This window comes from Tumebacillus avium (assembly GCF_002162355.1).
GTDB lineage: Bacteria > Bacillota > Bacilli > Tumebacillales > Tumebacillaceae > Tumebacillus_A > Tumebacillus_A avium.
This window is the reverse complement of sequence record NZ_CP021434.1, coordinates 174,286-198,994: the sequence shown is the minus strand read 5'-3', so window position 1 is coordinate 198,994 and position 24,709 is coordinate 174,286. Positions and strand designations below refer to the sequence as shown.

Annotated in this window: 32 protein-coding genes; 25 read left to right on the top strand and 7 right to left on the bottom strand. The window is 57.3% G+C overall.

Annotation, left to right across the window (positions count from 1 at the left end):
• Positions 1-128: 128 nt before the first annotated feature.
• The 5 genes from CBW65_RS01075 to CBW65_RS01055 all read left to right on the top strand — a co-directional run bounded on the left by CBW65_RS01075 (position 129) and on the right by CBW65_RS01055 (position 4,062).
• Entirely contained in the window at positions 129-938 is an 810-nt protein-coding gene (locus tag CBW65_RS01075; RefSeq protein ID WP_087455186.1) for a Cof-type HAD-IIB family hydrolase, read from the top strand.
• Positions 935-2,410 carry a hypothetical protein gene (locus tag CBW65_RS01070; RefSeq protein WP_157721693.1) on the top strand — a complete coding sequence of 492 codons (1,476 nt, stop codon included), beginning with the start codon at positions 935-937 and terminating at the stop codon, positions 2,408-2,410. Before CBW65_RS01075 ends, CBW65_RS01070 begins: the two co-directional genes overlap by 4 nt.
• Positions 2,411-2,498: 88 nt before the next feature.
• The gene (locus CBW65_RS01065; protein ID WP_087455184.1) at positions 2,499-2,981 is read left to right on the top strand and encodes a ferritin family protein; all 483 of its coding nucleotides are present in this window, start codon (positions 2,499-2,501) and stop codon (positions 2,979-2,981) included.
• A 272-nt stretch (positions 2,982-3,253) separates the two neighbouring features.
• Positions 3,254-3,808 carry an RNA polymerase sigma factor gene (locus CBW65_RS01060; RefSeq protein ID WP_087455183.1) on the top strand — a complete coding sequence of 185 codons (555 nt, stop codon included), beginning with the start codon at positions 3,254-3,256 and terminating at the stop codon, positions 3,806-3,808.
• A 5-nt stretch (positions 3,809-3,813) separates the two neighbouring features.
• Complete coding sequence (locus CBW65_RS01055; RefSeq protein WP_157721692.1) at positions 3,814-4,062, top strand: helix-turn-helix domain-containing protein; 249 nt, start codon at positions 3,814-3,816, stop codon at positions 4,060-4,062.
• 147 nt (positions 4,063-4,209) lie between these two features.
• Here the strand turns inward: CBW65_RS01055 and CBW65_RS01050 are convergent, their stop codons facing one another.
• Complete coding sequence (locus CBW65_RS01050) at positions 4,210-4,347, bottom strand: YvrJ family protein (RefSeq protein WP_087455181.1); 138 nt, start codon at positions 4,345-4,347, stop codon at positions 4,210-4,212.
• A 207-nt stretch (positions 4,348-4,554) separates the two neighbouring features.
• On the opposite strand from CBW65_RS01050, the gene CBW65_RS01045 reads away from it, so the two are divergent.
• The 7 genes from CBW65_RS01045 (at position 4,555) to CBW65_RS01015 (ending at position 10,795) form a co-directional block, all read left to right on the top strand.
• Complete coding sequence (locus CBW65_RS01045; protein ID WP_232463414.1) at positions 4,555-5,085, top strand: MgtC/SapB family protein; 531 nt, start codon at positions 4,555-4,557, stop codon at positions 5,083-5,085.
• Between the two features lie 163 nt (positions 5,086-5,248).
• On the top strand, positions 5,249-6,046 hold the full coding sequence (locus tag CBW65_RS01040; RefSeq protein ID WP_087455180.1) for a 6-carboxyhexanoate--CoA ligase: 798 nt from the start codon (positions 5,249-5,251) through the stop codon (positions 6,044-6,046).
• Positions 6,043-7,437 (top strand): adenosylmethionine--8-amino-7-oxononanoate transaminase, encoded by a 1,395-nt coding sequence (gene bioA, locus CBW65_RS01035; protein ID WP_087455179.1) that lies wholly within the window; start codon positions 6,043-6,045, stop codon positions 7,435-7,437. The genes CBW65_RS01040 and bioA overlap by 4 nt, the downstream gene beginning before the upstream one ends.
• Entirely contained in the window at positions 7,427-8,590 is a 1,164-nt protein-coding gene (gene bioF / locus CBW65_RS01030; protein ID WP_087455178.1) for an 8-amino-7-oxononanoate synthase, read from the top strand. Before bioA ends, bioF begins: the two co-directional genes overlap by 11 nt.
• 18 nt (positions 8,591-8,608) lie before the next feature.
• Positions 8,609-9,289 carry a dethiobiotin synthase gene (bioD, locus tag CBW65_RS01025; RefSeq protein ID WP_087455177.1) on the top strand — a complete coding sequence of 227 codons (681 nt, stop codon included), beginning with the start codon at positions 8,609-8,611 and terminating at the stop codon, positions 9,287-9,289.
• A gap of 12 nt (positions 9,290-9,301) precedes the next feature.
• A complete protein-coding gene (gene bioB, locus CBW65_RS01020) occupies positions 9,302-10,297 on the top strand; it encodes a biotin synthase BioB (RefSeq protein ID WP_087455176.1) in 996 nt (331 codons plus the stop codon).
• 120 nt (positions 10,298-10,417) lie between these two features.
• Complete coding sequence (locus CBW65_RS01015) at positions 10,418-10,795, top strand: hypothetical protein (protein WP_087455175.1); 378 nt, start codon at positions 10,418-10,420, stop codon at positions 10,793-10,795.
• A 107-nt stretch (positions 10,796-10,902) separates the two neighbouring features.
• Here CBW65_RS01015 and CBW65_RS01010 read toward each other — a convergent pair whose 3' ends face one another.
• Positions 10,903-11,238 carry a cupin domain-containing protein gene (locus CBW65_RS01010; protein ID WP_157721691.1) on the bottom strand — a complete coding sequence of 112 codons (336 nt, stop codon included), beginning with the start codon at positions 11,236-11,238 and terminating at the stop codon, positions 10,903-10,905.
• 65 nt (positions 11,239-11,303) lie between these two features.
• On the opposite strand from CBW65_RS01010, the gene CBW65_RS01005 reads away from it, so the two are divergent.
• A complete protein-coding gene (locus CBW65_RS01005) occupies positions 11,304-11,828 on the top strand; it encodes a mismatch-specific DNA-glycosylase (RefSeq protein WP_087455173.1) in 525 nt (174 codons plus the stop codon).
• Here CBW65_RS01005 and CBW65_RS01000 read toward each other — a convergent pair.
• Entirely contained in the window at positions 11,818-12,699 is an 882-nt protein-coding gene (locus CBW65_RS01000) for a complex I NDUFA9 subunit family protein (protein WP_087455172.1), read from the bottom strand. The genes CBW65_RS01005 and CBW65_RS01000 overlap by 11 nt on opposite strands.
• 116 nt (positions 12,700-12,815) lie before the next feature.
• Between CBW65_RS01000 and CBW65_RS00995 the strand changes: the two genes are divergently transcribed.
• From CBW65_RS00995 to CBW65_RS00980, 4 genes are all read left to right on the top strand, one after another.
• A complete protein-coding gene (locus CBW65_RS00995) occupies positions 12,816-13,766 on the top strand; it encodes a D-2-hydroxyacid dehydrogenase (protein WP_087455171.1) in 951 nt (316 codons plus the stop codon).
• 14 nt (positions 13,767-13,780) lie between these two features.
• The gene (locus CBW65_RS00990) at positions 13,781-14,413 is read left to right on the top strand and encodes a YktB family protein (RefSeq protein WP_087455170.1); all 633 of its coding nucleotides are present in this window, start codon (positions 13,781-13,783) and stop codon (positions 14,411-14,413) included.
• 264 nt (positions 14,414-14,677) lie between these two features.
• On the top strand, positions 14,678-15,775 hold the full coding sequence (locus CBW65_RS00985) for a tetratricopeptide repeat protein (protein ID WP_087455169.1): 1,098 nt from the start codon (positions 14,678-14,680) through the stop codon (positions 15,773-15,775).
• Positions 15,776-15,790: 15 nt separating this feature from the next.
• Positions 15,791-16,069 (top strand): hypothetical protein, encoded by a 279-nt coding sequence (locus CBW65_RS00980; RefSeq protein WP_087455168.1) that lies wholly within the window; start codon positions 15,791-15,793, stop codon positions 16,067-16,069.
• A 79-nt stretch (positions 16,070-16,148) separates the two neighbouring features.
• On the opposite strand, the gene CBW65_RS00975 is transcribed toward CBW65_RS00980, so the two are convergent.
• Complete coding sequence (locus tag CBW65_RS00975) at positions 16,149-16,952, bottom strand: CBO0543 family protein (RefSeq protein WP_087455167.1); 804 nt, start codon at positions 16,950-16,952, stop codon at positions 16,149-16,151.
• 106 nt (positions 16,953-17,058) lie between these two features.
• Here CBW65_RS00975 and CBW65_RS00970 point away from each other — a divergent pair, with 106 nt between their 5' ends.
• The 3 genes from CBW65_RS00970 to nth all read left to right on the top strand — a co-directional run bounded on the left by CBW65_RS00970 (position 17,059) and on the right by nth (position 19,418).
• Positions 17,059-17,241 carry a hypothetical protein gene (locus CBW65_RS00970; RefSeq protein ID WP_087455166.1) on the top strand — a complete coding sequence of 61 codons (183 nt, stop codon included), beginning with the start codon at positions 17,059-17,061 and terminating at the stop codon, positions 17,239-17,241.
• Positions 17,242-17,313: 72 nt separating this feature from the next.
• A complete protein-coding gene (locus tag CBW65_RS00965) occupies positions 17,314-18,744 on the top strand; it encodes a bifunctional metallophosphatase/5'-nucleotidase (protein ID WP_087455165.1) in 1,431 nt (476 codons plus the stop codon).
• The gene (gene nth / locus CBW65_RS00960; RefSeq protein ID WP_087455164.1) at positions 18,741-19,418 is read left to right on the top strand and encodes an endonuclease III; all 678 of its coding nucleotides are present in this window, start codon (positions 18,741-18,743) and stop codon (positions 19,416-19,418) included. The genes CBW65_RS00965 and nth overlap by 4 nt, the downstream gene beginning before the upstream one ends.
• Positions 19,419-19,448: 30 nt before the next feature.
• Here the strand turns inward: nth and CBW65_RS00955 are convergent, their stop codons facing one another.
• Complete coding sequence (locus tag CBW65_RS00955) at positions 19,449-19,769, bottom strand: DUF2614 family zinc ribbon-containing protein (protein WP_087455163.1); 321 nt, start codon at positions 19,767-19,769, stop codon at positions 19,449-19,451.
• A gap of 108 nt (positions 19,770-19,877) precedes the next feature.
• Between CBW65_RS00955 and CBW65_RS00950 the strand changes: the two genes are divergently transcribed.
• The 5 genes from CBW65_RS00950 to CBW65_RS00930 all read left to right on the top strand — a co-directional run bounded on the left by CBW65_RS00950 (position 19,878) and on the right by CBW65_RS00930 (position 22,659).
• Complete coding sequence (locus CBW65_RS00950; RefSeq protein WP_087455162.1) at positions 19,878-20,480, top strand: DUF2140 family protein; 603 nt, start codon at positions 19,878-19,880, stop codon at positions 20,478-20,480.
• 99 nt (positions 20,481-20,579) lie between these two features.
• Positions 20,580-20,780: a hypothetical protein gene (locus CBW65_RS00945; RefSeq protein WP_087455161.1), complete on the top strand. Its 201-nt coding sequence runs from the start codon at positions 20,580-20,582 to the stop codon at positions 20,778-20,780.
• A gap of 156 nt (positions 20,781-20,936) precedes the next feature.
• On the top strand, positions 20,937-21,506 hold the full coding sequence (locus CBW65_RS00940; RefSeq protein ID WP_087455160.1) for an N-acetylmuramoyl-L-alanine amidase family protein: 570 nt from the start codon (positions 20,937-20,939) through the stop codon (positions 21,504-21,506).
• Between the two features lie 36 nt (positions 21,507-21,542).
• A complete protein-coding gene (locus CBW65_RS00935) occupies positions 21,543-22,316 on the top strand; it encodes an N-acetylmuramoyl-L-alanine amidase (RefSeq protein WP_157721690.1) in 774 nt (257 codons plus the stop codon).
• A 58-nt stretch (positions 22,317-22,374) separates the two neighbouring features.
• Positions 22,375-22,659 (top strand): phage holin, LLH family, encoded by a 285-nt coding sequence (locus CBW65_RS00930; protein ID WP_408646544.1) that lies wholly within the window; start codon positions 22,375-22,377, stop codon positions 22,657-22,659.
• Between the two features lie 36 nt (positions 22,660-22,695).
• Here CBW65_RS00930 and CBW65_RS00925 read toward each other — a convergent pair whose 3' ends face one another.
• On the bottom strand, positions 22,696-23,364 hold the full coding sequence (locus tag CBW65_RS00925; RefSeq protein WP_087455158.1) for a hypothetical protein: 669 nt from the start codon (positions 23,362-23,364) through the stop codon (positions 22,696-22,698).
• 88 nt (positions 23,365-23,452) lie between these two features.
• On the bottom strand, positions 23,453-24,634 hold the full coding sequence (locus CBW65_RS00920) for an aminotransferase class I/II-fold pyridoxal phosphate-dependent enzyme (RefSeq protein ID WP_087455157.1): 1,182 nt from the start codon (positions 24,632-24,634) through the stop codon (positions 23,453-23,455).
• Positions 24,635-24,709 lie beyond the last annotated feature (75 nt).

Genomic DNA, 24,709 nt, shown 5'->3' with positions numbered 1-24,709 from the left:
ATACACTTTCATCCACGAAATTTAGGTGACTACTCCATTCATATGAAAGACTCTGCTCTTTCTGTCACTTTTCTTAGTGGAAAACGAGAAAAAGTTTTTCTATACTTAGGACTATAGGAGGGATACCGATGAACGAAGCAGCACGAAAACTGATTGCCCTCGATCTGGACGGTACGCTTTTGACGAAGCAAAAGCTGATTTCGCCGCGCACCAAACGGGTGCTGGAAGAGGCCAAGAGCCAAGGTCACCACGTGGTGATCGCGACCGGACGCCCGCCGCGGGCAAGTCTCAATTACTATCATGAACTCGGTCTCACCACCCCGATGGTCAACTTCAACGGCGCGCTGGTGCACCACGCCACTGATGCAGAGTGGGGCCACCATCACTTCCCGCTGGACCGCGAGACGGCGCTTGGCGTGATCGACATCTGCGAGCGCTACGGCATCCACAATGTGATGGCGGAGGTCAAAGACGATTTTTACCTGCAGCAGCATGACCATCAGTTCCTGAAGATCCTCGCCGACGGACGCGAGCCGCTCGGGATCGGCGTGATCCACGACCTGTTGCAGGACCATCCGACTTCCTTGCTGATTCAGGCGCAAGAGCAGGGCGTGCCGGAGCTGAGAAAGCATCTGCGCGAACATCACGCCCACGTCGTCGAGCACCGCTACTGGGGCACGCCGTGGAACGTGATCGAAGTGATGAAGGCGGGCGTGAACAAAGCGACCGGCCTGTCCCTGATCGCCGAGAGCCTCGGTGTGGCGCGGGAGCATGTGATCGCGTTTGGCGATGAGGACAACGACTTCGAGATGATCAAATATGCCGGTACCGGCGTTGCCATGGGCAACGGCAACCCGGAGTTAAAAGCGATGGCAGACGCGATCTGCGACACGAATGACAACAACGGCATCGCGATGATGCTGGAGAAGCTTTTGTGATGCACCGCGCGCTGCCCGCTGCTCATAAGCAAAAAGCCCAGCCGTCGCAGGCCGCGCCTGTCTCTGCCGCGCATGTCCAAATGCAAGCGGCAGCGAGCCGCATCCTGCAGTTGCAGAGCATCGTTGGCAACCGTGCCGTGCAGCGCATGCTGGCCGCCCGCACCCCGGATCACACAACGGAGCAGCCGATTCAACGGCACGTAAACAAAGACTTCAAGGAATTCCTCGAAGAAAAATCGCTGGAGCCCAAACAGGCGACCAAAGTGCTGTTTCAAGAATATCAGCAGGCGTTTGGGCAAAAGATTGCCCATGATATGGCCCTGCTTAAAGAGATCGGCTTGCCGCAGGAAGTGATCCGGGCGAACAACAAAATGGGGACGATCATGAAGAAAGAAGCTCCGACCGAAACGGACTGGGTGGAGTTTGTCACCTGTTGCGCCACGCTGATCGCCGAACTGAACGGGAACCTGGACTGGCGTGAGAACAAAGATCACGAGCAGTCGGCCGACTCACCGCTGTACACAGCGTCCACCTCCTCGGAGTCGGCAATGCTGCGCGCCAATGCAGGCGGAGAAGAGCGCCCCGGCTGGAAAGCGGAATGGGGAAGCGGGCCGATCGCGGTGGACATCAACAGCGAAGCCGTTCCGTCCAATGTGAAGGCGCTGGTGAAGTTCATCTCGGACACCAACTCGGCGGTTGGCATCGCCTACAAAAACCCGCAAGGCGGCGCCCTGGACGCCAATGAAAAAACGCTCCGCATCGCGCCACGCGTGAAAGCGGACACGCGAGCGCCGGCCAAGCGGGAATATGAAAAACAGCACTTTGGCGTCATGCGCAGCTGGCATGTTGACGCGGACGGCAATCTGCCCGACCTGGACATCGAGAATCTGGATGCGGCGGCGCTGTCCGACAAGGCGCTGGACTATCTCTACCACAATGCGTGGGATTTTAATGACCGCTATTCGGTGACGAACAAAGGAGAGTCTCCGGAAGGCATCGCGCTGCCCGCCTATGAAAAAGCGCGAGTCTCGGCGGCCCGCCCCGGCATGAAGACGAAAGACGACATGGAAGCCTGGTACAACGCGATCGCAGAAAAAAAGGCGCAGACGATCGTCGAAGAGGACAAGAAACCGAAAAAGTTTGCCGAGAAATCCTGGCAGACCCAAAACCGCAAAGACAAGATCAAACCGCAGGGCTATACGGAATTTAACGTGAAGTTCGGCACGAACGGACGCTTGGTCTATGACTATATCAATAATGAATTCTATCTGACCGGCCACTACCAGCCCTATGACTGCCCAAAAGATGTATTAAAAGAGAACGAGACGGCAGACGGCAAAAAGTGCCATGCTTTCTTCAAATTGACCGGAGCAGCGGCGCTGAAGCTCTCCGAAGATGAGACGGCAGAAGTCCAGCGCCTGCGCTACTGGGAGAACCAGCGCCGCGACGGGCTGGATACGCTGGTCAAGTAACCGCCCATTTTTTGGCGGAGGGTGACGGCTGGGCAGGCAGGCGAATATCTTGGGCAGAGAACGACTTGCAGCGAGGAGGACTCTGCCAATGTATTACGGCGCTTATTGGCCTGCTGAATATGCCCGTTTCATGGGGCGTCCGGAAGACGTGTCTTCGGCCCCGTTTACCGACCAGACCCACTTTTTGCAGTTGGTGCTGCAGGCGATCTACAACGAGCGCGCGGCACAGCTGTTGTACCGCGACTTGGAGGTCCGCGCGGAGACCCCGTTTCAAAAGCGGCAGATCCGCCATGCCTACGACGACGAGGTGAAACACGAGCGCCTGCTCAACCAGCTCTATCACAACCTGACCGGCCAGCACCCGCAAGTGGCCAACCCGCCCCGCAAGGAGATCCCCGATTTCCAGACGGCGCTCCGCTCCGCATTTGAAGATGAGCTGGAAGCGGTGGAACTCTACCGCGACATGTACTTGATGACCAGCCTCACGTGGGTGCGCGATGTGATGATCCAACTGCTCACCGATGAGTTTGAGCACTCGACCCGTTTTTCATATATTCGGGCGGAGTTGTAGGCAGAAGAAAAACCCCTTCCGGGATGGAAGGGGTTTTGTTTGGTTGAAAATCGAACTGAGGTTCGAAAAATTTTCAGCTGGCAGGAAAAATAAATAGTATAAGCGAATATATTAGTGCATAAGAAGAATTAAATGATTCTTCTTTCGGCATTTCGATAATAGTTTCGCAATTTGGAAAACTTTCGCGATGTTAGGGGGAAGGGTTGTTTTTGTAACTGGGAAATAACATATACTGGGTAATCTCTTATCGGAGAGAAAAGGAGGGAGTCCGGATGGCTCAGCATGCACAGTTGCCCGTCGAGTCTTTGGTCAGCAACCCGTTGCTGAAGTGCTTTTTGGAGGAGCCGGAGAACCAGCGCCTGTACTGTGTTGGAGCACGCGAAGAGTTGGAGCGCCGGTTTGCAGAGCACTACTTCGAGATGCGCTTCCTGGGTTTTATCCGCAAGCACATTCATTATGAAGCACAGCATCTCCTGCGCAAGACGCGCGCCAAGCAGCAGCAGGAGCCGCTCTGGCTGAACCAGACGGTTGGCGATGAGGAAGGGACAGGCCTTGAGGCGCTCGATCTGATCGAGGACCCGGCCGAGTCGGTTGAGGAAAAGGTGATCGCACGCACCGATGCGCTTGAAGACATCACGCCGCATGAAGGGTTGCACCAGGCCCTGCAGTCGCTCTCGCCCAAACAGCAGCTGATCTTGCAGCTCTTGTTCGTCGAATGCCTGACCGAGCAGGAAGCAGCGGAGATTTTAGAGATCTCCCAGCAGGCGGTCAACAAATGCAAACGAAAGGCGCTTGGGCAGATCAAACGCCTTTTGGAAACGAGGTGAGCAGCATGGCACAAGCAACGTTGCGCTCCCTCATCTTGCGGGCGAAAGCAGGCGATGGGGACGCTTTGGCCGAGGTGATACAACGATTTCGGCCCTTGATACAAAAGTACGTTCGCCAGGCGCCGCCAGCAGATGCCAAAGACCTTGAACAAGAACTTACGCTGCGCCTGATCACGCTCGTACGCGCGTACCGAGAGGAGCTGCCGTATGGATTTATGGACCTCGTCGAGAAAGAACTTGAGAAAAATTCATAGGGGAGATTCGATCGGCATATCGTGGGGGTATGTCGATTTTTTTGTTTCCGGAAACTCGCAAAAAAGGAGGCCGCTGATCCTTGGGGGAGTAAGGATGGCGACCTTTTTCATTCTCTCTGGGAGCTGAACACGATGGCAGGGTAAGCCTTAGCGATTGTCGAGCGCTTCGTCAATGCGGGCGAGCAAGGTCGAGACTTCTTCCAACTTCTGTTGCGTCTTGGTGAGGAGGAAAAGGCTGACGACGATGGGGAACCCGTAGTTGCTGACCAGTTGTACCCAATCCATGATGAAAACCTCCTTGTTTGTTGGATGTTCGTACCTTTTGCCTGATGATTTGGCACTTGCTTTCAACTAGCGACTATCTCCCGGAGATTACCTATTAGATGGAGTTTTCTGACGATTAGTACAACCATGAGGACATATTTTGTGGTATGATGTATCATCATACTCACATTCATCCGTTTGAAATTGCACTGAAGAGGGGTTTCGCACGTGTCTGGGATTTGGAATGATCTTGTCGCTGAACTTGCAAATATTGATGTTGTCGCGATTCGCCTCCTGATTGCTTTTATCGCCGGGGCGATCATGGGACTGGAGCGCGAAAAGAATTTAAAGACAGGGAAGTTCCACACCGGAGCCGGATTCCGCACCTATTCGCTGGTCTGCCTCGGGTCGTGCATGTTTGCCCTGGCTTCCGAATACGGCTTCCCGACCACGGGCGCCACGTATGACCCGGGACGCGTCGCGGCACAGGTCGTCGCAGGCGTCGGCTTCCTCGGGGCCGGCACGATCATCAAGGACGGCCGGGGTTTCGTTCGCGGCTTGACCACCGCTGCCGGGCTATGGGTCGCGGCGGCGATCGGGCTGATGATCGGGGCCGGGATGTACCTGAGCGGCTTGCTGTCGGCGGTGCTGGCGTTTGTGATTCTCGATGCGCACCACCTGTTCCCGCGCCTGTTTGAAAGAACGACGCATTCGAAGTCAAACACCGACAAAGAGGAAGAAGAAGAAGAAGATTACTAAAGGCGGTATCGCATAGCAGACAATTTCGCAGGTTGGCGAAGTTGTCTTTTTTTTTGTCATGCAACTGGTTCTTGCCGCATCTGGTAGAGGATGGTACAATTTTTCCGTAATGTTAACTTGATATACATACTTGGTTGACAATGGACGAAGGGAGGACCTCCCGATGGACTATTATAGCGTGCGGATGCGGGCTGCGGCAGGCGGAGCGCACGAAGCGGGCGGACAGCATATCTCCGGCGGCGAGCGTCTGGTCGGGGCGGAGGAGCTGGAAGCGACCGTGCAAAAGCTGCTCCGGCGGGCGCTGACGCATGAGCTGGGCCAGCCCGATTTTGTAAATCTGACGGTGGAAAAAGTCGCCTCGGCAGACGTCACCCAACTGCCGGCGCTCCCGGTCACCCAGCGCGAAGTGCAAAGCGTTTGCGAAGGACACGCCGCAGCGGTCGAAGAGCTCTTGCAGGCCGGAGTGGCTCTTTCGGCTGCGCAAAAAGCGGTAGCGCTGCTCGTCCAAGGTCCGGCTCCCCACGGTGGCGTGATGCGCGGGGCGATCGTGATGGACGCCGACACCGGAGCGCGGCTGGAGAGCGACCCGGCGCGGGGCGTGCGGGTGACGCAGCTCGACTGGGAACCACGGGCGCTGGCAGGCTGGAAGCAGCGTATGTCGCGGCTTGGCACCGCCCACGAGCGGGTCGCCGAAGCGCTGGCGCTGGCGACGAAAGTGACAGCTGCGGCAGACACCGTCGCCGAGCTCTGCTGGTCGGACGATCCCGGCTATGTCGGCGGATATGTCGCGGCAAAGAGCATCGGCTATGTGCGGATTCCACAGCTGAAAGAACCGGGCAGCCCGCTGGGCGGACGGGTGTTTTTCGTGCGCGGGATTCGGAATGTTCAGGAATATGAAGCGGCGCTGCAAGCGCCTGTGCTGATCGTAGAGCAAACAGAACAAAGGGGAGAGCAGGCGTGAACGACACCTATCAAACACTTAGCGAGAAAAGCAAGAAATACCTCTGGAACCCGTTTACGCAAATGCAAGGCTACAACGCAGACCAGCCGTTGATCATCGAATCGGCCCAAGGCGTCAAACTGCGTGACGTGACCGGGCGCGAGTATTATGACGGCGTTTCGTCCGTCTGGCTCAACGTCCACGGGCACAACGTGCCGGAGCTAAACGAAGCGATCACCGCACAGCTCGGCAAGATCGCCCACTCCACGCTGCTTGGCATGGCGAACGTCCCGGCGATCGAACTGGCCGAGCAGCTGGTGCAGATCGCGCCGCCCGGCCTGGCCAAAGTCTTCTACTCCGACTCCGGCGCGACGTCGGTGGAGATCGCGATCAAGATGGCGTTTCAATACTGGCAGCACAATGGCCAGCCGGAGAAGCGCTCGTTTGTCACGATGAACAACGCTTACCACGGAGACACGATCGGCGCGGTGTCGGTCGGTGCGATCGACATCTACCACAAAGCGTATTCCAGCCTGCTGTTTCAATCGTACCGCGTGGACTACCCGTACTGTTACCGCTGCCCGCTCGGGAAGGATTTATCGGACTGCGCCTTTGCCTGCCTCCAGCAGGTGGAAAGCCTGCTCCAAGAAAAAGGGCAGGAGATCGCCGCCTTCATCATCGAGCCGATCGTGCAGGGAGCGAGCGGGATCATCACCATGCCGGAGGGCTTCCTGAAGCGGCTGCGCGAGTTGTGCACCACCTACGATGTGCTGATGATCTGTGACGAAGTGGCGACCGGATTTGGCCGCACCGGCAAGATGTTCGCCTGCGAGCACGACGGGGTCACGCCCGACCTGATGTGTGTCGCCAAAGGGCTGACCGGCGGTTATCTGCCGGTCGCGGCGACGCTGGCCACCGATGAGATTTACGACGCATTCCTCGGCGGCTATGAGGAGAAGAAAACGTTTTTCCAAGGACATTCCTACACCGGTAATCAGCTCGGCTGCGCGGTGGCGCTGGCCAACCTCGAACTGTTCCGCGAGCGCGATCTGGTGACCGACGTCGCCCGCAAATCCGAACATCTCGCCGCCCGCCTCGCGATGCTTGGCGAGCGCAAATATGTCGGTGACATCCGCCAGCGCGGGCTGATGGCCGGCATCGAGCTGGTCAAAGACAAAGCTTCCAAAACGGAATACGACTGGTCGGAAAAAATCGGCCTGGTCGTCTCCCGCCGCGCCTGCGAGCTCGGCATGATCCTGCGCCCGCTTGGCAATGTTGTCGTGTTTATGCCACCGCTGGGTTCAACGATCACCGAGCTCGACGAGATGACCGATATCTTGATCCAGGCGATCATCGACGTGACGGAAGAAGGCGTGCAAGTGCGTGCGGAGTTCCTGCCGCATGGACTTTAACCAAGAGCTGCAAGAGCTTCGTGCGCAGGGCCTGCACCGCCGTCTGCGCCGCATGGACAGCGCTTCGTCCCGCATGGTGACGGTCGAGGGGCGGCCGTTGCTGATGTGCGCTTCGAACAACTACCTCGGGCTTGCCGACGACCCGCGCCTTACGCGGGCTGCGCAAGAAGCGGTCGCGGAGTTTGGCACGGGCAGCTCCGGTTCCCGGCTGACGACAGGCAATACGCAGCTGCACGAAAAGCTGGAGAGGGAGCTCGCCGCGTTCAAAGACACCGAGGCGGCTCTCCTGTTCAACACCGGCTACATGGCCAACCTCGCTGCTTTGTCCGCGCTGACCGGCACGGGCGATCTGATCTTGAGCGACAGACTCAACCACGCCTCGCTGATCGACGGCGCACGCTTGTCCCGCGCAGAAGTGCAAGTCTATGCGCACTGTGATCTCGCCGATTTGGCACAAAAGCTGGCCGGGGCGCAAGGCAAGTATCGCCGCATCCTGATCGCCACCGATGGCGTGTTCTCGATGGACGGCGACATCGTTCCATTGCCCGGCATCTGCGGGCTTGCTGATGCGTATGGAGCGGACGTGCTGGTCGATGACGCGCACGCCACCGGGGTGCTGGGCGCAAACGGCGCAGGCACGGTCGACCATTTCGGCCTGCAGGGCCGGGTCGCGGTGCAGATGGGCACTTTGTCCAAAGCGCTAGGGGCGGAAGGCGGCTACATCGCGGGCAGCCGCAGCCTGATCGACTTTTTGATCAACCGGGCGCGTCCGTTCATCTTCTCCACCGCGCAGAGCCCGGCGGTGGTCGGAGCGGCACGTAAAGCGTTAGAACTGGTGCACGCGGAACCGCAGCGCCGACAGCACGTCCGGCAACTCGCCGACCACCTAAGAGAGAAGCTGGCCGAAGCGGGGTTCTGCGTCTTGCCGAGTGAAACGCCGATCCTTGGCGTCGTGATCGGTGCAGCGGAGGAAGCGGTGCAGTTCGCAGAGTTACTGGAAGCGGCAGGCATCTTCGCCCCGGCGATCCGTCCGCCGACCGTGCCGCCGGGCACTTCGCGCATCCGCCTGACCTTGACCGCCTTGCATACGGAAGCGGACTGCGCCGCCATCCTGACTGCTTTTCAAGCGGCGCGAGCATCACTTGAGCAGTAAGAGAAGGGAGTTGCAGCTATGTCTTGGTTTATCACGGCAACAGACACCGGGGTCGGCAAAACGCTGATCACAGGCGGGCTCGCCTATGCGCTCCGTCAGCGCAGATACGATGTCGGCTGCTGGAAGCCCCTGCAGTCCGGCGAACTGCTGCACGATCCGACAGGCGATGCCTGGCGTTTGAAAGCGCTCGGAGACCTGCCCGACCCGGTGGAACAGATCTGCTGTCACGCCTTTTTTGAGCCGCTTGCCCCGCGCCTCGCCGCCGAGCGGGCCGGCGCGTTCCTGAACCGCCGCGACTTGCTGGCTCATTATGCGGCGGCAAGGAAAACACATCAGCATCTGCTCTGCGAAGGGGCGGGCGGTCTGGCCGTCCCGCTCACCGCCGACACGACGGTCGCGGAGCTGGCAGCCGAACTCGGACTGCCGCTCTTGATCATCGCCCGTGCCGGGCTGGGCACCGTCAACCACACTGTGCTCACCGTCTCCTACGCCCAAAGCCTCGGCCTGCACGTCGCCGGAGTGATCCTTTCTGGGGCGGGACGACACGGGCATGACCTCGCCGAAGCGCACAACCCGGCCTATATCGAAGAGTACGCGGGCGTCCCCGTCCTCGGCAGCGTCCCGTGGCTTGGCGATGCGCCAACTCTGGAGCAAGTGCGTGCGGCGACCGACCCGCTCGCCAACTACATAACCCTTTAGGAGGTACACTTCATGAAAACGCAACTCACCGTCAACTACCGCGAACTCGCCGCGAAAGTGCTGCAAGGCGATATTCCGACCCGGGAAGAAGCGCTGGCGATCCTTGAAGCGCCCGATGAAGACTTGCTCGACATCATGCACGCGGCCTACCAGATCCGCAAGCATTATTACGGCAACAAAGTAAAGCTGAACATGATCATCAACGCCAAATCGGGCCTCTGCCCGGAAGACTGCGGCTACTGCTCTCAGTCGATCGTCTCCGATGCGCCTGTGGAAAAATACACTTTGTTGAACAAAGAATCGATCCTCGCCGGCGCGCAAGAGGCGATCAACCGCAAGGCGGGCACCTACTGCATCGTCATGTCCGGCCGCCGACCAAGCGACACGGAACTGGACGGCGTTGTGGAAGCGGTGAAAGAGATCCGCGAGAACACGTCCTTAAAAATTTGCGCCTGCCTCGGTTTCCTCACCGATCAGCATGCGCAACAACTCGCCGCGTCTGGCGTGCACCGCTACAACCACAACCTGAACACGTCCAAAGAAAACTATGACAAGATTTGCTCCACGCACACGTATGATGATCGTATGGACACCGTGCAAAAAGCGAAAGCGTCGGGCATGTCTCCGTGCTCGGGCGCGATCATCGGGATGGGCGAATCTCATCAGGAACTGGTCTCGATCGCCTACTCCCTGCGCGAGCTGGACGCCGATTCGATCCCGATTAACTTCCTGAACGCCATCGACGGCACGCCGCTGCAAGGGATGCAACAACTCAACCCGCGCCACTGCCTGAAGACGGTGGCGATGTTCCGCTTCATCAATCCGGCCAAAGAAATCAGGCTGTCCGGCGGCCGCGAGATCAACCTCCGTTCGCTGCAGGCGCTGGGCCTTTACGCGGCCAACTCGATTTTCGTCGGCGACTACCTGACCACGCAAGGACAGGAGCCGACATCCGACTGGAAGATGATTGCGGATCTCGGCTTTGAAATCGAAGAATGCGCCTTATAAATTCGCTTAATGAATAAAAAGAAAGACTGCGGCACTTGCGGGGAACGCCAAAATTCGATAGGCTATATAATACGTACCTAAAGAGAACGTTCCTTATGTTGGGGAGAAAGGAGAGTGTACATGGAAGCAGCTGTAAAGACGGTTTTGGCTTGGGTCAACAATCTGATGTTTTCCGTTCGGATCGGTGAGGTGGCGAGCCAACTTGGCGGTCATGTGATTTTGGTATCTTCAAACGAGGAGATCATTGAGAAACTGGAGATTCATCCATCGCTTGTGATTCTCGATTTGACTGCCGTATCGGGCGGTTGGCAGGAGACGGTGGCCAAAGCAAAAGAGACAGGTGTTCCTGTCCTCGCCTATGGCCCCCACGTAAACGTCGATGCGCGCCGGGCGGCGGAGGAGGCAGGGTGTGATGAAGTGGTCGCGAATTCGAAGCTGACCCTTGAACTGCCGAACTTGCTCGCGAAGTATCTGACGAATGCACAGGCCAGCTATTAGGCGATTCAAATTCCAGTAATTAAATGGGAATTACAAAAAAAAGCGGAAAACCCGACTTCCACAAAGGAATGTCGGGTTTTCGTATTGTACTTTACATGTAGAATAATTTAGTGCTGATGGTTCGGATGGCATACTTCGGTGCAGATCAACTGTTCACTGCCCGAGTTCGTCATCTTAAATTGCACGCCGGTTGGCACGTAAACAACCGAACCGGTCGCGATGTTGATTGTTTCCTGCTGTCCGTTGTCCAGCGTGCACTGTCCTTCTCCGGACAGCACAACATAGACTTGGTCGCTGACGAGGCGATTTTGATAGTCAAGGGTTTGCCCCGGTTTGAAATAATAGGTGTTGGTGGTCAGGGCAGCACCGGTGAAGTTGTTCACTTTGCCGACGCCGCCTTCATCAAAAGCCGGGTTTTGAAACACTGTTTCCGCACGGTTCATCCGAAAAGATCCTCCTTCATGGCTGGCAGATGAACCTAGTATGTGTAAATTAGGGAGGTACATGTATGACAGACCACACGAATCACCAGGGCATCCCTGACTCGATCACCACAGGGCTGCGCATTTTATTTATCGGATATAATCCATCGCTCACCTCGGGCGAGATCGGACATAACTATGCCGGACGGGGCAACCGCTTCTGGCGCCTGCTGCACGATGCCGGCCTGACCCCGCGGCAGATCAAGCCTGCGGAAGACCGCGATCTGCTGGAGATCGGCTACGGCTTCACGAACATCGTCTCCCGCCCGACCCGCCGCGCCGACGAGATCACCCGCGCCGAATATGCGGAAGGCCGCGTTCGACTGCGCCAACTGATCGAAGAGTACAAGCCGCTCGTCGCCTGCTTTGTTGGCAAAGGCGTCTATGAAGAGTACAACGGCCACCGCAGCATCCCGTGGGGTGTTCAGCCGGAGCCTGCGGTGGCAGGGGTCATCGATTTTGTCGCGCCGTCGTCCAGCGGTCTGGTGCGGATGAAATACGAAGAGATCCTTGAGATCTACCGGGAACTGGCGGCGCTGATCAGCCTCTGATGTAGCCGATCCCGTCTGGGAAACGGGTCAGAGCGAGGTCGAAGTCACCTGCGAAGGAGTGGGGGTCGCAGGCATTGCCTTCGAGCAGCATCGTCAGCATCGACGAAGTGATCGGAAAAAACGAGAACCCTTCCATCAGCGTTACGACCGGCCGCACGAGCGCAACCGGCACGGAGAACGTGAGCACCCGCTTCTTGCCGAGCGTGCGGCCGATGCCTTGGATCACGTCGCGGTACGGGATTTTGTCCGGTCCGCCAACATCGTAGGCCCGGCCTGCCGTCTCCGGACGGGCCAGCGCCCGCACAAATCCTTCCGCCACATCATGGCGCGCCACCGGCGACAGGGGGAAGCGTCCGTGTCCGAAGATCGGAAAAACGGGCGCTTTTTTCAGCACGTCCGCGAGCAGGGTCACAAAGCCGTCGCCCGGCCCGTAGATCACCGACGGGCGAAATACCGTCCAGTCCAGACCGCTCTCCCGCACATATTCTTCTGCCGCCCATTTTGTTTTGTGGTACGGGGAGGAAGCGCCCGCCCGCGCTCCTAGCGCGCTCATCTGCAGAAAGCGCCGCGCCCCAACCTCGACCGCCGCATCGACCACATTCTGCGTTCCTTCCACATGCATCCGCTGAAACGTCACGCCTTTTTGCGGCGCCTCGCGAATGATCCCCACCAGATGCACGACCGCATCACAGCCTTGCATGGCCGTCACCAGGCTGTCCCGGTGCAGAATATCTCCTTGCACGGCTTGCATGCCATGGGGCAGGCTGGTGCTCTTGTGCACCAAGGCGCGCACCTCATGGCCCGCCTCGACCAGCCGTTTTCCGATCTCAGACCCGACAAACCCGCTTGCGCCGGTCAGAAACACTTTCATGCTCCCACCTCTTTCTTCCAATTGGTGCTTCCTCTATTTTACATCATCGAACGACGCTTGCGCACCGGCTCGACTTTTTCCATAATGGTAGAAGAGACAGCGAAGGGGCTGAGACCATGGTACTGATCACCACCTGCCCGGTCAGCGACCGGCATGTAGCAAAGATGAAAGAGATCGCCTCTGGTCTGGACGTTCGTGTTTTCCCGAGCATTGCCGAAGCGAAAGACCAACTGCATGAGGCAGAGATTTTGATTACATACGGAGAAGACTTGACCCCAGCGATCGTGCAAAGCTGCACGTCGCTGAAATGGATTCATGTGCTGTCGGCCGGCCTTGAGCTGATGCCGTTTGCCCAGATTCAGCTCCAAAACATCCTCGTCACCAATGCGCGGGGCATCCACACAGGTCCGATGTCCGAATACACGATCGGGCTGATCCTGATGTTCTCCCGCCGCTTTGTGGAGATGTTCCACAACCAGCGCGCACAGAACTGGGACCGCTCGATCCGCATCGACGAACTGGATGGCCAGACGCTGGGCGTGATCGGCGCAGGGGCGATCGGCAGCAAGATCGCCGAGCGCGCCAAGCTGTTTGGCATGCGGACGCTTGGTGTCGCCACATCCCGGCGCGACCTGCCGGAGTTCGACGAGATCTTCGACCGCAGCGGTCTCGACGAAGTGCTGACCTCTTCCGACTATGTGGTTGTGATCGTCCCGTTAACAGAAGAGACGGACGGCATGATCGGCGCGCGCGAAATTGGCCTGATGAAAGACAGCGCGGTGCTGATCAACATCGCCCGCGGGCAAGTGGTCGACGAAGCGGCGCTGCTGACCGCCTTGCAGGAAAAGAAAATTCGCGGCGCCGGGCTTGATGTGTTTCAACAGGAGCCGCTGCCGGAAGATCATCCGTTCTGGGAGCTGGACAATGTGGTGCTCACCCCGCACATCTCCTCGCGCTCACCGAAATACATGGAGCGCGCACAGGGGATCTTCCTGCACAACCTGGCGATCTACACCGGGGCAGCCGGCACGATGCAAAATATGATCGACGTGAAAAAAGGGTATTGAGGAGCGAAACTGATTTGAACTTTACCGGATTTACCGACGCAGATTTTGACGTATTCAATGTAGAAGGACTCGAAGAACGCATGGCCGCTTTGATCGCCAACCTGCGCGTCAAGCTGACCCAACTGGGCGATGACTTTGTGCCGCTGTTAAGCGAGCTGACCGGGGAAGAGATGTTCGCGCACGTCGCCAAACACGCCCGCCGCAAAACCAATCCGCCCAACGACTCCTGGGTCGCATGGAGCAAAAACAAGCGCGGCTACAAGATGTACCCGCATTTTCAGATCGGAGCTTGGGAAACGCACGCCTTCATTCAGTTTGGACTGATCTACGAGTCGCCGATGAAAGGCGTGTTCGCCAAGCAGATGATCAAACACCTCAAAGACATCAAAGCCACCATTCCGTCGCATTACCTCTGGTATCCGGATCACATGAATCCAAACGGCATGGTGCAAAGCGAGATGAAGCAGGCCGATTTTAAAAACATCGCCCAGCGCCTCGCCAAGCAGAAAAACGGCGAAGTGATGATCGGCATCAAAATTCCGCGCGAAGCAGCGGTGCAGATGAGCGCCGAAGCATTCCTGGAGCAGGCAAAAACGACTTTCGAAACCTTGCTTCCTTTATACCGTTTGGCATTCTCCACAAATTAACAGAGGAATTTGACGCTTGTCTACCGTAACCGTATACAAGCGTCTATTTTTTTGTCGAATGTCAAAAAATTCAGCTTGGTGCATTTTGTCGAATAAACGAGAATGATAAGAAGTTTAGTCATATTATAATAAGTTGTCAGGAATCTATTGATAAAGTGGGTACGAACACATATTATATTTCTAAACACGCAAGACCAAACAAAAGGCGAACAGACATCAGGAAACGAAACGCCGAGATCAAGTTGAAGTGGGAGGGAGCTGAGAGTGTTGGAGTCTTTGATTACAGTCCGTACCGCACAAGAGTTGGGGCAGGAGCTTAACAAATTGGAGCTGTTGGTTGAGAATGACTCTGATACTGTTTTGGAGCTGATCGGCGATCAACTGACCGCGTGGGAATCGATCGTACGGCTTCACGCTGATTATTCCTTGGCACTTCGCATCGGCAAACTTCTGGAAAAGTTACGTCAACATTGGCTGGCGCTTTCGTGGTTTCATTGGGTCTCGCAAGCAGATGGTGAAGCGGAGCCGGAACTGGTATTGACCGCGCTGCGCATGAAGGGCCGGATGTACATTAAAGTGGGGATGTACAATGAGGCGCTTTCCTTCCTGCTCTCGGTGGAAAAACAGTGGCAGAACTCCACCCAAAAGCTTGGTCGTGACCTCGCCATTCTCTGGCAAAACATCGCCCTCGTCTACGAATATCTCGGAGAGTACGACTCTGCCGTGGAATATGCGGGCCGCGCACTGCAGTGGTTTGCAGCGTATGGCGAAGAGCATGACGTTGCGCTGATGGAGATGCTGCTTGGCATCTGCTATAAGGAACAGAAGCGTTTCGACGAAGCGTATGAACACCTGACGCGGGCCAGAGGCGGTTTTGAAAAGCACAAGGACTACCTGCACCTTGCGCGCACTTGGCACAACTACGCGGAACTGATGCGGGATCTGGGCCGTATGGAAGAAGCGATCGCCGCATGGCGGATGTCGCTGGAGATGAAGAAGCGCATCCACGACTTCTCCGGCCAGGCGACCACGCTGCATTCGATCGCGAAATACCTGATCTCGGAAAACGACTGGTATGCGGCGATGAACTACATCACCCAAGCCATCGCGATCTGCCATCAGTACCGTCTGCAGGACAAAGAGGTGATCTGCCTGGAAGCCTGGGCGCAAATCCTGTTTGCGCTTGGTCGCTACGATGAACTGGAAGTATGCGCTTCCCGTGCCACGTTCCTGGCCGGCAGCGATGACACGCAGCACAAAGTGGTCTCGCTGCTGCAAAAGATTGCCAACGATTGTGAAAGAGTCGGTCTCGAAGAGCTTGCAAAGCAGTACAGCCAGAATGCAGTCCAACTAATTGGTTAAGAGGAGGAAGTTCCTATGAAAATCAAAGTTTGGATGGGTATTACATTCGCAAGTCTTCTTCTCATGAGTGGGGGACTCTTGGCTGGGGGAGCAACAGACGCAACACTTGGGGGAAATCATGGAGTCTCGGCTGTCAAAGCTGAGTTTACTTATAATCCGGAGAACACGGAGCCGCCGGAACCGATGTTCCCGGCACAGCAGATTGCACAAAATGAACCGCCGGAGCCGATGGGCGCGCCTGTTGTCGAGCAGACCGAGCCGCCGGAACCGATGATCTCTTCTTTTGTCGGATAATTCAGATACTTACCCAGAGAACAAGTTGTTGGGGGACAGAAAAACTCCTGCTGGACGCGAGGAGTTTTTCTTTTTTGTCTTAAAGTTCGAGGGTCTCACCGGCAAATATTTTATCATCCGAATATTGCCCAAGCCGTCGACGCAGACTGGCCGGCATCAGGACGCACAGCACAACGGCAGGCTCTGTCCCGACCGACCGGGAGCTGTGCAGCACACCCTGCGGGATGTAGAGCGGCTTTTGCAGCTCCATCTGACAGGCCTCCTCTCCGGCGATCTGCATTTCCAGCGCGCCGCCGAGCAGCACCACCATCTCGTCGCTTGCGTGCCGGTGCTTTGGCACCAATGCGCCGGGCGCTGCGGTCAAGATCACGATTTCCAAGCCCCCTCGCTCGATCAGAAAATCAAGCTGCAGGCCTTGGATGGAGCGGGACCCGGACTTTTGTTCGAACAGCAGGAAAAAGCGCAGCAGGATAAAATAGATCAGCCAGTCGGCGAGATACGAGAACGAGAGCGACCAGTGCGCACTGTACACCATCCAGCCCATCTTGGAAAACAGCAGTTCCAGCGTGATCGCATAGGTCGTCCAATAGAAGAAATAGCGAACCTGCTTAAACCGTGAGGACGCGTGCGGAAAGAGTTGCAAAAACAGATAGGTGGTCACCGGATAGATGCCAAAATCGTCGAGCAGTTTTAAGTAGAACGCGAGCTGCTGGTGCGACAGGTCATAGTAGCGCCAGATCGGAACGTGTGTCACCAACACGTCGGTGGTCAGACTCATCACCATCGCCAGCGTGCAGGCAGGCAAGAAGCGGCGCCATCGCGACCGGTCAGCAAACAGGAAGAAAGCGGCCCAAGCGACGAGAAACAGGATTATGTAGGGCACGACTCGAGTTAACCTCCTTGAACATTGGACACATATAGCTTTCCCTTGATATCAGTTGGTAAAACAACATTTTTTAGAGATACTACCGTTGTGGAGGTGAGTATTGATGAAGCAACAGAAGCGAGAGCAGAAACAGCTCGATCACCGCAAGCAGGAACCGACCGTAGCGCCCGGTCTCGAAGATGACGAGTTTCAGCGCCCGGCCACCCGTCAGGAGCAGGAACAGGGCGATACGACGATGGTCTACCGCTTGTCTTGGGATGAAAATGACAACGGGTCGGATGAGTAAAGGCCGCGCGGGTGCGTGGTCTTTTTTTGTGATAAAATAAGGAAAAACAGTGGGGAAACGGGAGTGGGAGCGATGAAGATCCACTTTTTTCATACGAATGATGTGCACAGCCATTTTGAAGAGTACCTGCAGATCGCGACCCAGCTGCGCCGGCGTCGTGAAATTGCCCTCGCGGCAGGCGAGACGGTGTTCACCTTGGAGATCGGCGATCATGCCGACCGCAAGCGGATGGAGACGGAAGGCACGTTTGGGCGCACCAACGCCGCTTTGATCAAGCAGATGCAGTACGACGCATGGACGTTTGGCAACAACGAAGGCTTGACGCTGCCCAAGCACAGCTGGCCGGATCTGGTCAACGAAGCGGAAGTGCCGGTGCTGGTCGCCAATCTGTTCGACATGGAGACGCGGGAGCCGTATGCGGAATTTGAGCCGTATCTGATCATCGAGCGCGACGGCGTGCGGATTGCGGTGCTGGGCCTGACGGTGGCCTTTGCCGATTTTTACAAAATGTTTGGCGTTCACGCCGAGCATCCGCGCGAGACGTTTGCACGCCTGATCCCGGAGATCAAACGCCAGGAGGTCGACCTGATCGTGCTGATGTCGCATCTGGGACTGAACAGCGATCGCCAGATCGCAGCGGAGATCCCGGAGATCGATATCATCTTCGGCGGGCATACGCACCATGTGCTCCGCGAGCCGGAGCGGGTCGGGGACACGATCATCTGCCAGGCCGGCTGCTACGGGTCGCATTACGGGCATCTGGCGGTGGAATGGGACGCGGCGGCAGGCAAGATCGTCTCGTACGAAGGCGGCGCGGTCGCCCGTGAGGAGAGCACAGCGCCAGATGCCGATCTGGTGCACCTGCTCGCACATTGGCAGGAGCATGCGGCAGAAGAGCTGACCCAGGTGGTCGCAGAGCTGCAGCAGCCGCTGGAGCATACGCTGGCCGGTGATTCGCCGCTCGCCAACGTGTTGACCGACGGCATGCGCCGGCTGACGGGAGCGCCGATCGCGATGATCAACGCCGGGCTGATCTCGCACGGCCTGATCGCGGGCCCGGTCACCCGTGCCGACATGCTGACCTGCTTTCCGGGGCCCAGCATCCCGGTGGTGATCGAGCTGACCGGCGCACAGATTCTCTCGGTGTTGCATAAAGGGCTCGACCCGGCTTATGTGGAGCGCGTGGGCAAAGGCTACGGCTTCCGGGGCCATTTTGTCGGCGGGATTCAAGTGTCGGGGCTGATGGTGCAGGTGACCGTGCAGGAAGATGAATCGTATGAGATCAGGGCGGAACTGGACGGACAGCCGCTCGATCCGGATGCGGTCTATGAAGTGTGCGCCGTTGATTATCTGTATTTCTCGCCGGTGTACGAAGAGTTTAAGCAAGGAAGTTCGACCCGTTTTGAGCTGCCTTTTTTGCGTGAACTGCTCGGGCAGGAACTGAATGCGTTGGGGGAGCCCGATAAGGCGCCGCGCTATTGGTACGGGGAGGCGTCGCGATGAGCAGCAAGACCGATACGAATGTGACGTTGCCGCGCGTGCCGGTGACGAAAATTCTCGACACCTTGTATGAGATGTACCCGGACGCGCATTGCGAGCTGGATTTTCGCAATCCGTTTGAGCTCTTGATCGCCACGATCCTCTCCGCCCAGTCGACCGACAAAAAAGTCAATCAGATCACGGCTGGGCTGTTTCAGAAATATCCCGACCCGGAGTCGTTTCTGAAGCTGTCCCCGCCCGAGCTGGAGCAGGAGATCAAAGAGATCGGCCTGTACAAAAACAAAGCCAAAAACATCCTCGCCACCTGTCACCTGCTGCTCGCCAAACACGGCGGGCAGGTGCCGGCGAAGATGGAGGATCTCGTCGAGCTGCCCGGCGTCGGGCGCAAGACGGCGAACGTCGTGTTGTCCAACGCGTTTGGGGTTCCGGCGATGGCGGTCGATACGCATGTCCACCGCGTGTCCAACCGCATTGGGCTGGCGAAAAGCGATGACCCGGTCGTGATCGAAAAGCAGTTGACCAAGCGGATACCCAAGGCCAAGTGGACAGACGCCCATCATTGGCTGATCTGGCACGGACGGCGGGTCTGCGAAGCGCGCAAGCCGAATTGCGCAGCGTGCGCCTTGACCCCGTTTTGCCGGGAATTTAAAGCAAGAAAAAAGACCCGCGTCGAATAGACAGGGTCTTTTTTCATATACTCACCATGATCAGGTTGTTTTGCTGCGCGGGATGAGGTACAGTCCGCCGTCTTCGGCCATCTCGACCTGAATCAGGCCCTGGCAATACATGCAGCCGTCTTCGACGCCCAGCACTTTGGTCTTTTTATGGCAATGCGGGCATTCTAAAGTAGGTATCTGCATCGACATCGCGCCGACGCGGAAATAGATGAACACGGAGATCAGGATCATGATGATGCCGATGATCAGCAGGTACGGCATCAGCACAGGCACAAAGACGCCGATATACATCACGATAAACGCAAGGAAAATCAAGCCCAGCGCCCAGTTGCGCAAACGGTTAAGCTTCATCGGAAAATCCCTCATTTTTATACAGAGTCTGCTACCATGCTACCTTACTTGCAGGTGCTTTGTCCAATGAAGGAACTGTGAAGGGAATTGTGAAAGGAGGAGTCCGCCTTGTCGACGATCAAAAAGAGCTTTCTTCAGAATCCGTGGCGCTTTTCGTTTTTTTTGCTGGCAGGATTCCTGCTCATCCTGCTCGCGCTGCTCTTGTACGTGTGGTTTGACATCACCTCGTCCGGGTCAAGCTCCAGCTTGCCCGCGCCAACCGCGACGCAAGGGGCGGCGGTGCCGATCGAAGCGAACGTGTCGGCCGATGCGATCAACTCGTATCTCGCCATGCAGCTGGCGAAAAAAGAGTCGCCGATCTCCAAAGCGGAGCTTTCGCTTGAGCGCGGGCTGGTGCGCACCGACACGTCGCTGGAGTTTTTTGGCCGCCAGATGGAGCTGTCGATGTGGATGCGCCCGCAGGTGCAGGAGGACGGCGACCTGACCCTGGTCGCGGAAGACGCGAAAGTCGGCGGGTACTCGATTCCGCTGAAGACCTTGTTCGCCGTGCTGGAAGGGCTGCCGTGGCCGCCGTGGGTGCATGTGGAGTCGGAACAATACACGCTGCAGGTCGCCTTTTCGGAGCGGCCGGGCGATAAATATTCGTACCGCATCAAGAAGATCGACTGGGGCGGGGAGAAGATTCAGCTGGAGATCCTGATTCGCGAATAGGAGCAAATGTTCGCATTTCACAACTTTTCCGCTTGCAAAAATACGAACATATGTGCTATTCTTTGTATGCAAGGTCGTACTCAAAGAGAGGTTAATTGCATGAAGAAAGCACAATCAAAAGAGCCGGTTTTTCAATCTGTTCGTGTGGATGACGGCCCCAAGCTGGTCCTCGTGGACCGCGGCCGGATCATTGATGAGATCAAGCTGGGCGAGTTCGATACGAGAACAGTCAAGACACATCACGGACAGATTCTCTCCTGTGTGATGGAAGCGACCACTTATTATCGCGAGAAAAAATAAAGCCAAACTACATGGTCCGACCGAGACCCGGAGGACGTTATGCAGCGCGTGCAGTCAGCAAGACGGCATGAGCTTGGCATGGCGTCCTTTTTTCTATGACTTGTTTTATTGACTTGTTTTTTGACTTGCTTTTAATTGAAAGGGGCTTTTTAGGCAATGACGTTCGAAAAGAAACAATGGCATGTTGTCCTCGATCCCGGCCACGGCGGCACGGAGAGCGGGTTTACCGCAGACGGGGCGGAAGAAAAGACGATCAATCTGGCCGTTTGCCTGCGCTTGCAGCAACTGCTGGAAACATACGGGGTGGACGTGCTGCTCACCCGCACCGGCGACACCGACGTCCCGGCGATGAAGCGCGCGGAGCTGGCATCGGCGATGGAAGCCGACCTGTTCGTCTCCTGGCACTGCGACTATCTGGAGGATGCGGAGGTCAGCGGCGTGTCGCTGTGGGTCAGCGAGACGGCAGACGAACACTGCATGATCGAGTTTGAAATGATTGGCGATGCGCTTGTCGATGTGACGCAGCAGATTATGCTTGGCGTCTTCCAGGACAGCGACAAGGTGCTGTCGATGGTCAACGTCCCGGCGCTGATGATCCGCGGCGCGTTTATGTCCAGCCCAAGGGAGCTGGAGCTGTGCAAGAACCCCGACTTTTTGCAGGCGCAGGCGCAAGGCGCGGCCCGGGGGATTCTGAAAGTGCTGCAGAAGCTGTCCCCGATTCGCTAGGGACGCTGCATAGGAGAGGGTGAAGGAGGAATGAAGATGCCAAGACTTGTGCTCGACCCGGGCCACGGCGGCCGCGACCCCGGCGCCGTCGGCAAGCGGTTGAAAGAGAAAGACGTGAACCTCAAGGCTTGTCTGTACCTGCGCGACGCGCTGGTGCGGGCCGGGTTTCAGGTGCTGATGACCCGCGACAAAGACACGGAGCGGGTACCGGGTGTGACCGATGCGGTCGATCTGAAGGCGCGCGCGATGCTCGCCAACACCAACTCGGCCGACCTCTACGTCTCGTGGCACTACGATGCTAGCGCTGACGAGAACGTGCATGGCGTGTCGGTGTGGATTCACCCGTCGCAAAAGGACAAGACCGCCTACTACAAGGCAGACCTGCTCAGCCACCACATCGCCGCAGCGACCGGACAGAAGCACCGCGGCGTGTATCTCGGCGATTTTCAGGTGCTGCGCGACACGATGATGGACGCGCTGCTGATCGAAGGCGGATTTATCACCAATGCGGCGGAAGAAGCGCGGATCGGCGATGAGCGCTTCCTGCAGCGGCAGGCGGAAGCGGCTGCCGAAGCGTTGTGCAAGATCTTTGACCGCCGCTACATCGCGCCGGCCGTAACGTTGCCGGCCGCGACGTACAGAAGCGATGACCGGGTGACGGTGAAAGTAAACGGCGCATCGCTTGTCCAGCACGGACGATTAATCGAAGGCAAGACCTATGTCCCGGTGCGGGAGCTCGCCGAACTGCTCGGCTGCGCGATCAATTGGGACAACGACACACATACGGTCAGCCTGACAAGGGGGGAGTGAAGATGGAGTGGAACCAACAGCCGTTAACCTCGCTGTACGAGACATCCTGCTTGTGGGGATGGAATTGGGTATGTTCGTCCTTCTCGTGGTATTGCATCGGTGGAAATTAAAAGCCGTTCGCTATTACCGCACCAAGACGACCGTCCGCCAGCGCGAGTGGCTGAACTTGATCGGACAAGAGGCGTTTCATTACGCCGAGCGCGCGTTTACCCATTATGACGGACCGGCCAAGTTGAACGAAGCGGTAAAATATGTACTGGAACGCAGTGACAGCCACGGCGTGGACGTTACATATCCGGAGATTCGCGCCGTCATTGAGAAGGCGTGGGCGGAAACAAAATAAAGCGAGACACACCCTCGGGGTGTGTCTCTTTTTGCGTTAAAACGAGTTGCCCACCACGCCGAGGAAGTCGTTCATGAACGGTCGCATATCCCCGCCGCGCGAGATGAAGTACTTGTAGCCGCTGAGCTGCTGGGTGACTTGCAGGTTGCCGGTAACATGTACGTTTTTCACCTGGGGCAGCTTCTGTTTGACGCGGGCGACGATCTCCGCCTTCAGTGTATCGGAGATGTCCCCGGAAACGGAAGTGCGCGGGCCTTCGAGGGTCGCTGCATTGCTGCGGATGCCTTCCGCCTGCAACTGTTCCACAGTCATCCCGGCTGCCGATTTCGGTTGTTCGGTGGTGCCCCACGGACTTTCGCCGACCCAGGAGTCCTGCTTGATCTGAGCATCCTTGCGCGGCGCTTCCGTGCCGATGTTGGTCAGCCCGACATACGCATCATCGCCGTACACAAGGACGGTGGTGTTTTGCACGCCCGGCATCTGGTTGATCTTTTGCGCCAGTGAGTTGGCGGCGGTGATGCCGTTGCTTTTTGCGTCTTTCATCAGCCGTTCCGGCACGCGCGGATTCTCGGGACCGGATTGAATTCGTCCGCCACGGTCATCGTCTAACCGATCGGGAAGCGCTTGCTGGCCGCAGCCCCACAGGCCGGTGGCGACGAAGGAAAGCAGAAACATGGTAGACAAACCTTTGCGCCAGGATTTCATAACCCAATACCTCCTCACAGCAGGCGTTTACACTCTGAACTTAGCATCTGTCCGCCAAGTAGGTTTCATGTGAGGGAAGCGCTGGGGACTAGGCTTGTTTCTGTAAAGCCTGGCAGATGCGGTCGATGCCTTTGACCACATTTTCGTATTGGGTGGTCAAGGACAGCCGCACGTAGCGGTCACCCGTCTCGCCAAACGCGGTGCCGGGCGCTACGACCACATGGTACTCGTCGAGCAGGTGGTTGGCGAACTCTTCGCCGTTCATGTTCTGCGGCGTCGGCACCCAGAGGTAGACGGTGCCGTCCGGCGGATGCACGTCCCAGCCGATCTCCCGGAATTTGCCCAAGGCATATTCGAAACGGCGCTTGTACTCGTCGCGCTGTTCCTGCGGGAAGTTGGAGTGCGTCACTTCGGTCAGCGCGGTGACCCCGGCGAACTGGATCGGCGCAAAGATGCCGGAGTTGATGTGGCTTTGCACGACGAGCAGCGAGTTGATCACCTCAGCGTTGCCAACCGCCGCGCCTAAGCGCCAGCCCGCCATGTTAAACGTTTTGGAGAAGGTGAAGAATTCGACGCCCACGTCTTTGCCGCCCGGGAATTCGAGCAGGCTTTTTGGCTTGTTGGCATCGTCCAAGTAGACTTCGCTGTAGGCGTGGTCGTAGCAAAGCAGGATCTCGTGCTCCTGACAGAACCGGATCGCACGCTCCATAAATTCGGGCGGGGCAAACACGCCGGTCGGGTTGTTCGGGTAGTTGAGGAACAGGATCTTGGCGCGTTGGCGGGTCGCTTCGTCGAGGCTGTCCAAGTCGGGCAGGTAGCCGTTTTCTTTGGTCAGCGGCATGCGCAGCACCTCGCCGCCCGCGAAGAAGACACCGTCGTTGTACGCCGGAAACGACGGGTCGGGCACGAGGCCGATGTCGCCTTGGGAGACGTAGGCCAGCGAGATGTGGAACAAGCCTTCTTTGGAGCCAAGCAGGGCGATCACTTCCGTCTCCGGGTCGACCGTCACGCCAAAGCGCTCCTGATACCACTTGGCGACGTGCTCGCGGAAAAACAGCGAACCTTTAAACGCCGGGTAGTGATGATTTTCCGGGTCGGCTGCCGTTTCTTGCAAGCGCTTGACCACCGCTTGGGGCGTGGAGTGGTCAGGGTCGGCTTTGCCAAAATCGACGATGTCTTTCACGCCCGACTCGCGCAACTTGTACACCCGCTCATCGAGACGGGCAAATATGTAGGGGGGCAGTCCCTTTAATTTGTCTGCTTTTAGCATGTTCCGTTTCCTCCTCCGAGTTGGTCACCGAATAGGATGCCCCAAATCCAATTTTTCTTGTTGACAGCAGGAAAT